We start from the raw sequence: 14364 nt of genomic DNA, 5'->3' as shown, positions 1-14364 counted from the left end.
GCCGCGTAAAGATGCGGCGCGGCCCGTCAGGCATGGGAACGGATATCTCCCGTCCCGTTTTCTGTCAACGGTATTCGCGTACGAGCGCGGAGATGCGTTCTATGCCGGTTTTCACCACATCGCGGGAAGGACCATAGGAGAAGCGCACCCAGGAGCGGTAGGGTTCTTCGGCGGGACGGGTTCTGTAGGGACGCACGTCGAAGAAGCGGCCGGGAACGGTCATGACCTTGCGGGAGAGGCAGGCATGGAAGAAGGCGTCGGCGTCATTGAGGGGGGCGGGCAGATCGCGGATGCAGGCCCACACATAGAAGGTGCCGCGAGGTTCGGCCGCGGGACGGATGCCGATTTTCGCCAGACCGTCCAGCATGAGTCTGCGCTTGTAGGCAAACTCGGCGCGCAGAGCGGTGGTTTCCTGTTCCACGCGGGAAGGCTCGAGAGCCGCGAGCGTGGCACGCTGGGAAAGCATGGAGGGACCGCCATCCACGGCGCTGGCCGCGCGGTTCAGCATTTCAATGATGTGCTTCGGCCCCACGGCCCAGCCTGCGCGCCAGCCGGGGTAGCGGTGGCTCTTGGTGAGACCGTCGAAGATGACCACGGGGTCCCTGTCCACGTCTTCCACGAATTCGGCCGCGGAAACGGGGCCGTTCGCGGGAGAGCCGTCTTCGTTGTAGATGAAATGGGAGTAGAATTCATCGCTGCCGATCAGACAGTTTTCCCTGCGGGCCGTGGCCACATAACTTTCCAGCGTTTCTCCGGAGATGAGTTCGCCGGTGGGGTTGCAGGGATTGGAGAACACAAAGACGTTCGCGCGTTCCTGATGGATGAAGTTTTCCAGCGTTTCCGCAGGAATGGAGAAGGCATCCTGTTCAGATGCGCGAATGGGGAGCAGCACGCAGCGGTTGCGCAGGCTGTAGAGATAGTCTTCGTAGGCGGTATAGTCTGGGTTTTTGTAGGCGATGCGCGCGCCGTCGGCAAGTATGGTGTAAAGACGGGTGAGCGCGAGGCGGCCGCCGCTTGCAAAGCTGACGTTGTCCGCCGTGTACTTGGACTTGCCTCGGCGGTAGGTTCTGTTGACCATGTCGGCAATGGCCTCACGCACTTCGCCGGTGCCGCCCACAGGGCCGTAGGCATGGTCGGCGGGGTCGATGTCGATGTGGTTGATGCGTGCGGGCGCGCCGGGCATGTCGCCGACTTCAGGCTGACCCTGTCCGAGGTTGCACCAGTCGGGATGGCCGTTCCAGAACCCCAGCTTGGATGCCTCATGAACGACCCATATGACGCCCATGTAGGGAACGTCTCTGACCATGGGAAAAGAGGAAGACATATTTGTATCCATGAAAAAGATTCTCCTTGCCTGTGAATGAGAGTGTCGAATGTCGAAATTTGATTTTTATAGAAAAATATATTGAATACAAAATGTTACAATGGAATAAATGGTTGGTTTCAGCCTGTTGAAGCTGCAAAAAAGGCGAATCGCCCGGAGGTGACCGCCTTTTTGAGGGATGAACCGGGAAGCTGATCCTCAGGAGGAATCAGTCGAGTCTGTCCAGAGGCGTGTAGGTTCCGTCGGGATTGGGACGGAACACGTAGTGCTCCTTCAGATAGATGATGTCCTTGCGGTGCACGGACTGAAGCTCGGCCAGAATGGCGGCGCGGGCCACTACTTCGGCGCCGGCGGCGCGGGCCAGGGATTCGATGGCTTCAATGGACTCGCCGGTGGCGATGACGTCGTCGATGAGGGCGACACGCTTGCCGCGGATTTTTTCCGCCTCGCATCCGTCGAGCCAGAGGGTCTGTTCCTTCTGCGTGGTGACGGAGAACACGGAATGGGAAATGGGGTTCTGCATGTAGGGCTTGCGGCTCTTGCGGGCCACCACGAAGTCCTTCATGCCCATGAGCCGGCTGATTTCGTAGGTGAGGCATATGCCTTTTGCCTCGGCCGTCATGAGGACGTCCACTTCCGGCAGGCGCTTCATGAGTTCGGGAGCGACGGTCTGGATGAGTTCGGTGTCGGAAAGCACGACGAAGCTGGCGAGGGCGAGATTTTCCCCTATCTTGACGAAGGGCAGCTTGCGCTTGAGTCCCATGATTTCAAAGTCGAAGTATTCCACATGGCCTCCTGCATAGAGCATATTGAAAGAGAATTTTTAAACAGGGTTGAGGGCATGACCTTGCGGGAGCAGGGCAGGTTTGTGACGCCTGCCGCGCCGAAGCGGAGAAACGCCCCGGCGCGGCCTGAAAGGATTACAGGAACACGGGCGCGCCGGGACCGAGGGGCAGATCCATTTCCATCCAGATGATGAGGAACAGTCCCCAGAAGAAGAGGATGCCGAGCGCGTAGGGCAGCATGAGGGAAATGATGGTGCCGAGGCCCGCGTTTTTCGCATACTTCTGAGCCACGCCGATGATGAAGGCCATGAAGGGCTCAAGCGGCGAGATGGCGTTGGTGGTGGAGTCGGCCACACGGTAGGCGGCCTGCACGAAGTAGGGCGAGAGCTGCATCTGCATGAGCATGGGCACGAATATGGGGGCCAGAAGCGCCCACTTGGCCATGGCGCTGCCGATGAAGAAGTTGATGCAGGCGGTGAGGATGAGGAAGCTCACTACGAGCGGAATGCCGGAAAAGCCCGTGTCGTTGAGGAATGCTGCGCCCTGTATGGACAGGTACATGTCCAGATGGGTGTAGGCGAAGCTGGAAACGAACTGACCGGCGGCGAAGCACAGCACGATGAAGGAGGAGAATTCCCGCATGGCCTGCCCCATGAAGCGGACCACGTCCTTGTCGTTGCGTATGACCTTGGTGCTCACGCCGTAGGGAATGGACACGGCAAGGAAGAACACCAGCAGGATGGGCACGAGAGAATCAAGGAAGGGGGAACGCACGATGCTGAAGGTCTTGGGATTGCGCAGAATGCCGTGTTCGGGCACCACGGTGAGCAGAATGAGGCAGATGTAGATGAGTCCGCCGATGAGGGCGGCGCGCAGACCGCGGCGTTCTTCGGGCGTGACGGTCATGTCTTCGCTGCCCATGGCGCCTTCGTGCATGGCCACGCCTTCAAGACGGGGTTCGACGAATTTTTCCGTGAGGAAGACGATGATGGCCGTGACGAGGAAGGTCGAGGCCGACATGAAGTACCAGTTGACGGCGGGGTGCACGGTGATGGAAGGATCGATGATCTGGGCGGCCTGCTGCGTGATGGCGGCAAGGCCCACGTCGGTACCCACCACCAGAAGGTTGGCGTTGAGACCGGCGGCGCAGCCTGCGAAGCCCGTGGCCATGCCGGCCAGAGGATTGCGTCCGAGGCCCTTGAAGATCATGGCGCCGAGGGGAGGCACTACCACGAAGGCCGCGCTGGAAGCCATGTTGCCCATGACGCCGCAGAAGGCGATGATGGCCGTGACCATGCTGCGGGGCGCGCTGAGAATGGTGGCGCGAAGCACGGCGGAGAGAAGACCCACTTCTTCGGCCACGCCGAGGCCGAGCATCATGACGAGCACAAGGCCGAGGGGCTTGAACCGCACGAAGTTGTCCACGCAGTTTTTAAGGAACCAGGTGAGGCCGTCCACAGAAACGAGGCTCTGCACGACCAGCGTTTTTCCCTTGGGGTCGACCATGGAGATTCCCTGCAGAAGATAGGAAATGACCATGACGATCAGCGTAAGGATCAGAAAGATGGTGACGGGATGCGGCAGCCTGTTGCCGGCTCGTTCAATGAAGCCGAGTATGCCGGAAAGGTTTTCGATTTGTTCTTTCGCCATGGCCTGGAGCTCCTTGGGCGTGGTGCAGAAGTGAGAGGGTCTTTATACGAAGCATCACGGCGCGGAAGGTCCGCGACGTGATGCGCCGGGGTATTAGGGATAGGGATATCAGTCGAAGTCGTCAAGCGTTTCAAACGCCTTGCGCGCGTCCTTGCGGAGCTCTTCATTGGTGAGAACGTCGAATCCGGTCAGACACATGGACTTTGCGGCGAGGATCATTCCCTTGAAGCCTCCTTCGCCGTTGCAGGCCTCGGCGAACTCGGGCGTGTGGCCGACGAGGTGGGCTCCGCCGATGGAGATGTAGGGATGGATGGAAGGAGCCTTGAAGCTGACGTTGCCCATGTCGGTGGAATAGCTGCTCTGCACTTCTTCAATGTAGTCCTCTCCGAGCAGATCGAGGTTGGCGGCAAAGGCGTGCAGAAGGGGCATGTTGTGGCGCATGGTGTAGTAGGGATGCGCGGAATGGCGGTAGGAGAACTGGCAGCCGAGAGCCATGGCGCAGCAGCGCGCGCAGTTGACCACGCGTTCGATGGCGTTGTTGAGCGTTTCCGGCTTGCGGGCGCGTACGCCGTAGCGCAGACGGGCGAACTCGGGGATGGTGTTGATGGAGGTGCCGGTGTCGGTGAGCAGACCGTGAATGCGCACGTCGCGGGTCATGTGCTGGCGCAGGCTGTTGATGCCCATGACGGCAAGGGCCGCGGCGTCCATGGCGTTGATGCCCTTTTCCGGAGCGCCGGCGGCATGGGCGGCCTTGCCCTTGAAGTCCATTTCCAGGTTGGCCCGGGAAATGAGCTGCTGCTTGAGAATGGTGCGGCCTTCGGCATGGGCGGCAATGACGGCGTCCATTTTGTCGAAAAGTCCGGCGTCGGCCATGGGAACCTTGCCGCCAGCATCTCTGACGTTGCCTTCTTCGGCGGGAGTGCCGAACACGTGCACGGTTCCGGCGGGAAGATGTCGGGCGAGCGCCACCGCGGCGCCGCAGGCGGCCGTGCCGAAGAGGTTGTGACCGCAGGCGTGACCGAGTCCGGGAAGCGCGTCGAACTCGGCAAGAAACGCCACCTGCGGTCCTTCTCCAGAACCGAAGCTGGCATGGAAGGCCGTGGGCATGCCAAGCAGGTTGCGTTCCACCTTGAAGCCGTTGGACTCGAGAAAGTCGGCGAGACGGGCGGAAGACTTGAATTCCTGATAGCCCAGCTCGGGTTCGGCGAAGATGGCGGAGGCCGTTTCCCTCATCTGGTCGGACAGTTTTTGGATTTCATCCAGGAGAAGCTTTTTTTCATGAGAGATTTCGGGCATGGTGCCTCCTTTTATTGTCTCGGGAAAGTGTGCGTTCTGCGCACTGTACTCATTAATGAAGGGGGAAGCAAGAAAATCGCTTGAAAAAACAGTCTATTGATGACTGACGGACCGCAGTCGTTCCGGCTCGGCCCGTCAGCTTGCTGCACGCGCGGCAATCTTCGTCTTCCTGCGTCGCTTTGGCTATTTCTTGTCGTGGCCGTCTTTTTTCCCGTCGGCATGCTTCAGGGCTTTTTTCAGCGCGTCGCGGTAGGTGCGCAGCACCGAAAGTCTGGCGTATTTTTTGTCCTCCGCGGGAATGATGTGCCACGGTGCGTAGTCCGTGCTGGTCCGAAGGAACATTTCGTCGGCGGCGAGCACGTATTCCGGCCACTTTTCTCTGTTGCGCCAGTCGTCGGGCGTGATCTTGTACTGCTTCCACGGCGTCGATTCCCGTTCCTTGAAGCGGCGCAGCTGCTCGTCCGGGGAAATGTGCAGCCAGAATTTCAGAAGCACGCTGCCCTGATTTATGAGCTGCTCCTCAAAAAGATTGATTTCCGAATAGGCGCGGCTCCAGTCCTCCTGAGGCGTAAGTCCTTCCACCCGTTCCACCAGCACGCGGCCGTACCAGGAACGGTCGTACACCGTGATGAATCCGGCGCGGGGCACGTGTCGCCAGAAGCGCCACAGGTAGTGATGCGCCAGCTCTTCGTCGGAAGGAACGCCTATGGGAATGGCCCGGCTTATGCGGGCATCTATGCCGTCCATGAGGCGTCGTATGCTGCCGCCCTTGCCCGAGGCATCCCAGCCTTCAAACACGAGCGTGCTCGAAATGCCCTTGCGCCAGGCGTGATAGGTAAGTTCGTGCAGCTCGGTCTGCAGCTCGGCCAGATCCTTTTTGTAGGTGTCGGGGTCCGCCTTCACGCTCAGATCTATGGCATCCAGCGTGGAAATGACGCTTTGCGGTGCGGCGGCGCCTTTCTCTTCAAGACGGGCCTTTCTGGCTTCCTGTCCGGCAACGGCGCGTTCCACCGTGGCGATGACGGCCTTTGCCACGGCAAGGTTGCGGTAGTTCGCATCCGCGGCGTCAATGACGGTCCAGGGGGCGAAGGCACGGTCGGTCAGCGTGATGGCACGGGCCGCGGTGCTGGCAAGGCCGTCGTAATTTTCGGAGGCTTTTTTGTCGTAGGGCGTGAAGTGGAGCATTTCCTTGTGGGCCAGACGCTTCTTGAGCCGGACCTCGTGCTCCTTCCGGTCGAGGTGCAGCCATATCTTGGCTATGGCCATGCCGGAGGCGGCAAGACTTTCTTCAAGTCCGCGGCAGTGATGCATATGGGAGTTGAAGGCCATCTCGCTCATGTCGCCAGAGCAGAACTTGCGCATGGCAAGACCGTACCATCCGCCGAAAAACACGCCCACGCTTCCCGCGGCAGGCAGGCAGCGCCAGTAGCGCCAGTCTTCAGGGCGTTCACGCTCCTCGTCGGTCTCCATCCAGAACACGTGGTTGTGCACATGCTTGCTGTCCATCCATTCCGACAGCAGGTTGATGACCGCGCCGCGGCCGGCACCGTCTATGCCGGCTATGATGATGAGCAGAGGGATCTTGCGGTCCATGCACTGCCGTTGCGCCTCAAAAAGCTTCATGCGCAGCTCGGGAGCCTGTTCCTTGTAGTCCTTGTCGCTGCAACGTCTGCCCAGTACGACTGTCTCAAACATGGAAACCTCGTTTTCTTGCGGAATGTGGGGGCGGCGGGCTTGCGGCGCGCCGTGCTTCTGCAGGTAACTGCAGACGGCCTTTCAAAAAAGGCAATATGCCGGAACCATGAGAAAAAAGTTTTGAGCCGAAGGGGAACTGAAGGTCGTTTCGTCTCAGGCGAAGACGGCCCGGTACAGCGACGACGCGCCGATGAAAAGGCTGAACAGGGCAAAGAAGCGCTTCAGGTTCGTCAGCGGCAGGCCGGACCAGTGGGCGAGCCTTGCCCCCACCACGGCCATGATGATGCCGGGGAGCATGAGCGAAAGCGTGCCGGGAAAATAGACATAGCCGAGAGACCATTCGGGAAGCCCCGGCTGATTCCAGCCGAGCACCGCATAGCTTATGGTGGCCGTGAGCGATATGGGCAGCGTGAGGGCCGCCGCCGTGCTCACGCTGTCGCACCAGTCGTGACCGGCCCACACGAGAAATATGATGATCTGCATGGAGCCCGCCACGCCGGTCATGCTGGCGATCATGCCCACGAACAGACTGACCGGCACATAAAACTTCTTCATTTTTTCATTGGGGCGGGGGGTGCGTCCGATGAACATCTGCGAGGATATGATCAGGAGAATGACGCCGAAGAGCGCTTCGAGCGTGCGCCCGTTGACGTGATGGGCCAGCAGCGCACCGGAGACGGCGCCTGCGATGATGCCGGGCAGCATGGTTCTCCATACGTCCCAGCGCATGGAGCCCATGCGCGTGTGCGCGATGAAGGTGGTCAGGGAGGTGATGAGCATGGTCGAAGGCGCGGTGCCCACCGCCAGATGCTGCACGATGTCCTGCGATATGCCCATCTGCGTGAAGAGAATGTTCAAAAGAGGCACGATGATGAAGGCCCCGCCCACGCCGAACATGCCGGACAGAAGACCGACGAGCGAACCGCCGCAGACGAGTATGAGGACGATCTGAAGGAAGCTTGTCATGAAGGTACCGGAAAAATTTTAAGGGAAACAACGGGATATCCGGTTACCCTATAACAGAAAGACTCCTTCGGCAATCCCGGGCATGATGCAGAAAACGCCCCCTCCCGACGTCGCATCTTTTGCGGAGCGGCGCTCTGGACGGCCGGGGCAAGGTCTCCTTTACCGTCGGACGTGGATATGGCATATTCCTCACAAGCGTGCCAAGGAGTCTCTCATGTCCGCAGTCACCGTTCCCGAGCATTCACGGCCCCTTCTTGAGGCATTGTCGGCAGGTCATTCCTTCGAGCTGGACAGTCACATATTCGTCGCGGACGGCGACTGGCTCATGGCCATAGGCTATCCGCTGGAAGGAGAGTTTTCCGTCCGGAGGTTCGAGACTGCGCTTGACGAGGCACTGCGCCGCATCAGGCCTTCCGACTGCTTCGCCATAGCGCCGCAGATGCCCGAAAGGCTGAAGGACTGCGTGCAGGAGCGCGACGTGTATTATACGCTTTCCGCCGCGGCTGCGGTGCCTGCAAAGCTGCGCGGCCCGGTGCGTCATGCGAGGGAACGCCTCACGGTGGACGAAACGCGGGAGTTCTCGCCGGAGCACAGGAGACTGTGGGCGGAATTTCTCTCCCGAATTCCTCTGCCGCCGCGCATACGCCAGCTTTATTCCGGCACGGCCTCGGCTCTCCGCGGAAAGGCCGACCTCAGGCTGCTCAACGCCTGGGACGCCGAAGGGCAGCTTGCGGCCTGTCTTCTGCTTGACTATTCTCTGCCGGACCACGTGAGTTATGTGCTCGGCGCGCACTCCAAGACTCATTACGTTCCGCACGCGCCGGACCTGCTTTTTGCCGAAATGCTGGAGCGGGCCCGAGCGGAGGGCAAAAGCACCGTGCTGCTCGGCCTCGGCGTGAACGAGGGCATAACCCGCTTCAAGAAAAAATGGGGCGGCGTGACGGATGCGCCCTATGAGCTTGCCGTGTGGCAGCCTGCCGCAGGTCTTTCGGGCGGCGGCAGCTTTTTCGACATGGCCGCATATCTCGCCATAAGCATAGGTTCCTCGTCGAGCAGCTATGAAATGTCGCGCTGGAAGTTCTTCGACTCCCTTCCTCAGCAGCGCCCCTGCGCCATGCTCTGGAGGCTCGACAAGAACGGGCGCACGTCGTGGATAGGCGGTTCCGCGCATTTTTTCTGCTACTCCTTCGAGCATTCCCTGCGGCGGCTTTTTGAGAACGTGGACACCGTGCTTCTGGAAGGCCCCATAGATTCCGACAGCATGGACGAGGTGGCCCGCATCGGCCGCTCTCCCGAGCCGGATGCGCCGCGGGTGGCGCAGTTTCTTTCCGAAGAGGACATCGTCCGGCTTGAACGCATGGTCTACGGACCGGAAGGTTTTCTTGCACGGCTTGCCGGCGTGCAGCAGGAGCGGCGCATAGACGTGCGCGCCGTGCTGGCGGAAAGTCGTCAGTGGTACGCTTTCTTCTCGCTCTGGACGTCGTATCTCGAGCGCAACGGCTGGACCAACTCCGTGGATCTCGAGGTGTGGGACGTCGCGCTCGACATGGGCAAGTCGGTCATGGGCATGGAGAGTCTGGCCGAGCAGATAGCTTCGCTCGAGTCCGCGCCCATGGAGCGCATAGTAAGGTTCATGAAGGAGTGTTCCTTCTGGCCGAAGCTCATGAAGAGCAACCGTTCCCGTTATCTTGCGGGAGATCTCATGGGCATGATGGGCACGAGCGCGGAATTTCCCACCCGTACGGGCACCATCATCAGCGTGCGCGATCAGCGTTTCCGCGAGAGGATGCGACCGTACGTCGAGAGAGGAGGAACGGCGGTGTTCGTGGGCTCGGCCCACATGATCAACCTGCGGCAGATGCTGGCAGAGGACGGTTTTACCGTGACCCGCGTGCTGCCGACGTGGAAGCACAGATTTTCCGCCTGGATTCGGAGGGACGATTCCGTGGTGCTGCCGGGCAACCCCGACGCTCCCGCGTGGGAGAAGGCTCCGGCGGAGAACGTGCGCTCGTCAGCGCTGCGCAGGGAAGGCGGCGGAGAACGTGCGGAACGGGTCGTGGCGTCCCGCGGTCCGTCTTCCGGCAGGGGACTTGCCGATCTCGGCGCGAGGGCCGTGGTGCCGGAACAGATTCCTTCCTATGTGCGTGCGGTGTCGGGCCGCACGCTGCGTTCGTGCGAGGGCTTTGCCGCCTGGACCACGGCCGACAGCTGCACGCTGGTGGCCTTCCCCGCGCAGGATGAGCTGTCTTCCTGCGACATCCGTTCTTCCGCCTATGCCGGGAGACTGGAGCGGGCTGTTGCCTGCGCGCTTGCCATGCCGAACCTTCGCAGAATCACGGTGCTTTCTCCCGTCGTGCCCGCTGCCGCCCCCGACAGGGCCGTGGTGGAGAGCGACGCATGGTGGTGCGTGAACCTTCCCCACACGCCGGGGCAGAAGCTGCGCAACATGCTTCGCCGGGCGCAGAGGGAAGCCGTCGTGGCCGTGGAGGACTGGGGACCGGAACACGACGTGCTGGTGGACCACTACCTCAAGGTGCGTACGCTTGCCCCCGGAACAAGACACATTTTCGGCAGAGTGGGGGCATATGTGCAGGCATCGCCGGAGGCACTGCTCTTTGCCGCGCGCAGCGCCTCGGGCAGGCTGCTTGCCATGGCAGTGGGCGACTACAGCGCACTTTGCACGGCCTTCTACATGTTTGCCTTCCGACAGGACGACTGTCCTCCCGGCGTGAGCGACGCGCTTTTGCAGGCGCTTGCGGACGAAGCCGTGCGTCGCGGGCAGAGCGTGCTGAATCTCGGGCTCGGCATAGACGGCGGAATCACCTTCTTCAAGAAGAAGTGGGGAGCCTTCGAGCTCATGCCGCATCTGGAAACGAGCTGGACGCTCTAGCAGGAGGAAGAGCATGGCAACCGACGTCAAACGGCTTTTCGCAAGGTTTCGGGCTCCCGGAATTCTGCAGGATCTGCGTGATTTTCTCCGGCCGCGCGAGCTGGAATGTCTGCAGGTGGAAGTGACTTCCTGCTGCATGGGAAAGTGCGTGTACTGCCCGCACACCACGCGTTCGGACGTGTGGAAGAGCCGGCACATGGAGGCCGAGACCTTTGCCGCGCTCTGGCCTGTCATGACCAGAACGGGACGCGTGCATCTGCAGGGCTGGGGAGAGCCTTTTCTCAATCCGTACTTCATGGACTTCGTGTCTCTTGCGCGCAGGGCCGGCTGTGCCGTGTCCACCACCACCTGCGGGATGGTCATGAACGAGAAGCTTGCGGAAGACATTGTGGCAAGCGGCATGGACATCGTGGCCTTTTCTCTGGTGGGCACGGATGAACAGAGCAACCGGGCCCGTGCCGGCGTTCCCTTTTTCCGCGTGGAGAACGCCGTGAAAATCCTGCAGAAGATCCGCCGTGAAAAAAATGCCGTGCATCTGGAAATTCATCTGGCCTACCTCATGCTTGCCTCAAACGTGGAGGCCGTGCGAGGCTTGCCCGAGCTCATGGAAGACTGGGGCGTTCACGCTGCGGTCATCAGCACCATGGACTACATTCCCTCGAAGGACATGGCGAAGGAAGCCTTTGCGCCCCATGAAAGGGATAAGATAGAAGCGGCCAGAGCAGTGCTTGAAGAGGTCGGCGCGAGGGTGCGCGCCGGCGGCCGCGACTTCTATGCGTCGCTTCCTGCGCCGGAGCCCGCGCCGTGCTGCCGTGAAAGGGCGCACCGGACGCTGTACGTGGACGCCGACGGATTTGTTTCCCCCTGCGTGTACTTGAACGTGCCGCTTGAGAATCCGCAGCCCAACCGCACGGTTTTCGGCTGCGTGCGGGAACAGAGTCCGGTGGACATATGGTCCCTGCCGGAGTACGCAGGCTTTCGTGCGGCCGTGCAGACGGCTGATCCTCCGGCTGCCTGCGTTTCCTGCGCCAAGCGGTTTGAGGCTCCCTGCGCGTTGCATGAGGAAACGAAATAGTCCCTGGCAGGGAAGGGCGGAGGCCTTTTCGGATCGGGGATGTTCATACCGTCGGCGTTTGCGGAGCCGTGCGTGCGGCCCGGGGCTTCTGACGATGATAAAGACGGCTCGCCGTGCTTCGGGGAGCCGGGAGGACGTATGTTCATAAGAAATGCGACCATGGCCGATCTTGCGGCCATAGCCGAGGTGGAACGGCGCTGCTTTCCTGCCGGTGAGGCGGCTACGGAAGAGGAATTTCGTGAAAGGCTTGCGGCCTATGCCGACAGTTTCTGGCTGCTGTTTGAGGATGGGCGGCTTGCCGCCTTCATCGACGGCATGGCCACGGATGAGCGCGATCTGCGAGACGAGATGTACGCCGACGCCTCGCTGCACCGGGCCGACGGCCGCTGGCAGATGATATTCGGGCTCAACACGCTTCCCGAGTTCCGAAGAAGAGGCTATGCCGCCATCCTTGTCAGAAGACTGACGGAAGAGGCCAGGAAAAGGGGAAAGGCGGGCGTCGTGCTCACATGCAAGGAAAGACTCATTCCCTATTATGCCTCTCTCGGCTTTGAGGACGAAGGAGTTTCCTCATCCACGCACGGCAATGTCGTGTGGCATCAGATGCGTCTTTCCTTTCGGGAATCATGAGGGGGGCTGCTGGGAAGAAGACAGCGCGAACGTCCGGCGTTCTTTCCGTCGCCGTGCGTGCGCGGGCTTTTGTTTCGGCTCTCTGACGTGAAGTGAGAGCCCTTTTGGGCACAGTCAGGCATTAAAAAAATACCGGAAAATAAAAATATGTAATATGGCCCGATTAGAGTTTTTTTTCTCAAAAAGCTCAAGGACCGGTCAATGTATCTTCTTGCATAATTTTGTCAAGTTGAATACTTGGCATCTAAGATTATCTGCATGCTCCTCCGGCTCTGGTGGTGCGGAGGAGTTGCAGGCCTTCGAGAGGTTGTTTGTATGGTAAGTTTCTTTCTGTGCCTGGCCCTGCTGATCATCGGTTACTTTACCTACGGCAAGTTGGTAGAGAACACCTTTGGTCCGGACGACCGGGAGACTCCCGCCGTAGTCATCAATGACGGCGTCGACTATGTGGTGCTTCCTCAGTGGAAGCTGTTTCTCATTCAGCTTCTGAACATCGCCGGTCTCGGACCCATCTTCGGCGCCCTTCAGGGTGCGCTCTGGGGCCCCGTCGTGTTTTTGTGGATCACCTTCGGCACCATTTTTGCCGGCGGTGTTCACGACTTCTTCTCCGGCATGACCAGTGAACGCAACAACGGTGCTTCCGTATCCGAAATCACCGGCATCTACCTCGGGTCCACGATGAAGACCGTCATGCGCATCTTCTCGGTGGTGCTGCTCGTCATGGTAGGCACCGTGTTCGCCGTGGGTCCTGCCGGCCTCATCGTCAAGCTGTGCAGTGAAGCCGGCGCTTCCGGCATTCTGCTGAACGCTTCGTTCTGGCTGACGGTCGTGCTGGTGTACTACTTCATTGCCACCTTCATTTCCATCGATAAGATCATAGGCAAGATTTATCCCGTGTTCGGCATCTGCCTCATCATCATGGCTGTGGGCGTGGGCGCCGGCATCGTGGTGAATCCCGCCTATCAGATTCCTGAACTCTGGGATCACTTCACCAACATGCATCCCAAGGGCACGCCCATCTGGGCCTTCATGTTCATCACCGTGGCCTGCGGCGCCATTTCCGGCTTCCACGCCACGCAGTCGCCTCTTATGGCCCGCTGCATGAAGAGCGAACATCAGGGGCACTTCGTGTTCTACGGCGCCATGGTGTGCGAAGGCATCATCGCCCTCATCTGGGCCGCCGCCGGCTGCACCATCTATGAAATCACCGACGGACAGACCACCGGTCTTCTGGCCAGCCTCGCCGCCGGCCAGTCCGCCGCCATTTACGACGTGTGCAGCAAGACCATGGGCGGCATAGGCATCGGCCTTGCCATGGTCGGCGTCATCGCCTGCCCCATCACCTCCGGCGACACGGCCTTCCGTTCCGCCCGTCTGGTGCTGGCCGACTGGTTCAAGGTCTCGCAGACCAGCTACAAGAACCGTCTCCTCTTCTGTGTGCCGCTGCTCGGCGCCGGTGCGCTCATCAGCCAGCTCGACTACACCGTCGTGTGGCGCTACTTCAGCTGGACCAACCAGACTCTGGCCATGATCGTGCTGTGGGCCGCCTCCATGTACCTCTTCCTCAACAAGAAGAACTTCTGGATCACCGCCGTGCCCGCCACCTTCATGAGCGCCGTGTCCAGCACCTACTTCTGCATGGCTCCCGAGTGCCTCGGCCTCGTGGTGCAGCTGCCCGTCGCCGTTTCCTATGTGATCGGCGTGGTCGTGGCAGCGCTGTTCCTGGCTCTGTTCCTGCGTGCGACCCGCGCTCGTCGCGCCTGACGTCGGAGCCGCTTTTCCTGAAAGCGGCATGACGGAAGACTCTGAAAGAGACAGTCGTCTTTTGAGAAACATCCGGTGACGGAACGCCGAGGCGTTCCGACCCCTTCCGTTCAGAGCGCAAGGGGGCCGCCTTTACGGGCGGCCCCCTTTTCTTTATTTCTGTTTTGCGGCATGGTGCCGCACGAGTGCGAAATTCATTTCTCCGGAGAGCGCATGATGCTGTATTTCAAACCTGCCAAGCTCGGCAGTGCTGGACTTGGCGACAAGGAGCTGAGGGACGATCGCAGGT

At 60.4% G+C, this 14364-nt stretch carries 10 protein-coding genes; 4 read left to right on the top strand and 6 right to left on the bottom strand.

Annotated features, from left to right (window positions below; all coding sequences use genetic code 11):
- Positions 1-64 precede the first annotated feature (64 nt).
- From QZZ60_RS06450 to QZZ60_RS06425, 6 genes are all read right to left on the bottom strand, one after another.
- A complete protein-coding gene (locus tag QZZ60_RS06450; RefSeq protein WP_295639468.1) occupies positions 65-1324 on the bottom strand; it encodes a pyridoxal phosphate-dependent aminotransferase in 1260 nt (419 codons plus the stop codon).
- Between the two features lie 208 nt (positions 1325-1532).
- Positions 1533-2111, bottom strand: coding sequence for a phosphoribosyltransferase family protein (locus QZZ60_RS06445; protein ID WP_295639465.1), 579 nt, complete (start codon positions 2109-2111; stop codon positions 1533-1535).
- Positions 2112-2244: 133 nt separating this feature from the next.
- Positions 2245-3759, bottom strand: a complete 1515-nt coding sequence (locus tag QZZ60_RS06440; RefSeq protein WP_295639462.1) for an AbgT family transporter — start codon at positions 3757-3759, stop codon at positions 2245-2247.
- 108 nt (positions 3760-3867) lie between these two features.
- Positions 3868-5055 (bottom strand): amidohydrolase, encoded by a 1188-nt coding sequence (locus QZZ60_RS06435; RefSeq protein ID WP_295639459.1) that lies wholly within the window; start codon positions 5053-5055, stop codon positions 3868-3870.
- A 183-nt stretch (positions 5056-5238) separates the two neighbouring features.
- Positions 5239-6750 (bottom strand): polyphosphate:AMP phosphotransferase, encoded by a 1512-nt coding sequence (pap, locus tag QZZ60_RS06430; RefSeq protein ID WP_295639456.1) that lies wholly within the window; start codon positions 6748-6750, stop codon positions 5239-5241.
- Positions 6751-6903: 153 nt separating this feature from the next.
- The gene (locus tag QZZ60_RS06425) at positions 6904-7716 is read right to left on the bottom strand and encodes a sulfite exporter TauE/SafE family protein (protein WP_295639453.1); all 813 of its coding nucleotides are present in this window, start codon (positions 7714-7716) and stop codon (positions 6904-6906) included.
- A gap of 214 nt (positions 7717-7930) precedes the next feature.
- Between QZZ60_RS06425 and QZZ60_RS06420 the strand changes: the two genes are divergently transcribed.
- The 4 genes from QZZ60_RS06420 (at position 7931) to QZZ60_RS06405 (ending at position 14075) form a co-directional block, all read left to right on the top strand.
- A complete protein-coding gene (locus QZZ60_RS06420; RefSeq protein ID WP_295639451.1) occupies positions 7931-10606 on the top strand; it encodes a GNAT family N-acetyltransferase in 2676 nt (891 codons plus the stop codon).
- A 13-nt stretch (positions 10607-10619) separates the two neighbouring features.
- Positions 10620-11681: a radical SAM protein gene (locus QZZ60_RS06415; protein WP_295639449.1), complete on the top strand. Its 1062-nt coding sequence runs from the start codon at positions 10620-10622 to the stop codon at positions 11679-11681.
- A 138-nt stretch (positions 11682-11819) separates the two neighbouring features.
- Positions 11820-12311, top strand: a complete 492-nt coding sequence (locus QZZ60_RS06410) for a GNAT family N-acetyltransferase (RefSeq protein ID WP_295639447.1) — start codon at positions 11820-11822, stop codon at positions 12309-12311.
- 315 nt (positions 12312-12626) lie between these two features.
- The gene (locus QZZ60_RS06405) at positions 12627-14075 is read left to right on the top strand and encodes a carbon starvation CstA family protein (protein WP_295639444.1); all 1449 of its coding nucleotides are present in this window, start codon (positions 12627-12629) and stop codon (positions 14073-14075) included.
- Positions 14076-14364 lie beyond the last annotated feature (289 nt).

Origin of the sequence: uncultured Mailhella sp., assembly GCF_905187505.1 — a bacterium.
Classification (GTDB): Bacteria; Desulfobacterota; Desulfovibrionia; order Desulfovibrionales; family Desulfovibrionaceae; genus Mailhella.
Note: the sequence above shows the minus strand (reverse complement) of the source record. Positions and strands in the feature narration are given on the sequence as shown.

Bases quoted from the DNA above. Each gene is read 5' to 3' on its own strand.
- QZZ60_RS06450 (WP_295639468.1), bottom strand. From the start codon at position 1,324: ATGTCTTCCTCTTTTCCCATGGTCAGAGACGTTCCCTACATGGGCGTC.
- QZZ60_RS06440 (WP_295639462.1), bottom strand. From the start codon at position 3,759: ATGGCGAAAGAACAAATCGAAAACCTTTCCGGCATACTCGGCTTCATT.
- QZZ60_RS06435 (WP_295639459.1), bottom strand. From the start codon at position 5,055: ATGCCCGAAATCTCTCATGAAAAAAAGCTTCTCCTGGATGAAATCCAA.
- pap (WP_295639456.1), bottom strand. From the start codon at position 6,750: ATGTTTGAGACAGTCGTACTGGGCAGACGTTGCAGCGACAAGGACTAC.
- QZZ60_RS06425 (WP_295639453.1), bottom strand. From the start codon at position 7,716: ATGACAAGCTTCCTTCAGATCGTCCTCATACTCGTCTGCGGCGGTTCG.
- QZZ60_RS06420 (WP_295639451.1), top strand. From the start codon at position 7,931: ATGTCCGCAGTCACCGTTCCCGAGCATTCACGGCCCCTTCTTGAGGCA.
- QZZ60_RS06415 (WP_295639449.1), top strand. From the start codon at position 10,620: ATGGCAACCGACGTCAAACGGCTTTTCGCAAGGTTTCGGGCTCCCGGA.
- QZZ60_RS06410 (WP_295639447.1), top strand. From the start codon at position 11,820: ATGTTCATAAGAAATGCGACCATGGCCGATCTTGCGGCCATAGCCGAG.
- QZZ60_RS06405 (WP_295639444.1), top strand. From the start codon at position 12,627: ATGGTAAGTTTCTTTCTGTGCCTGGCCCTGCTGATCATCGGTTACTTT.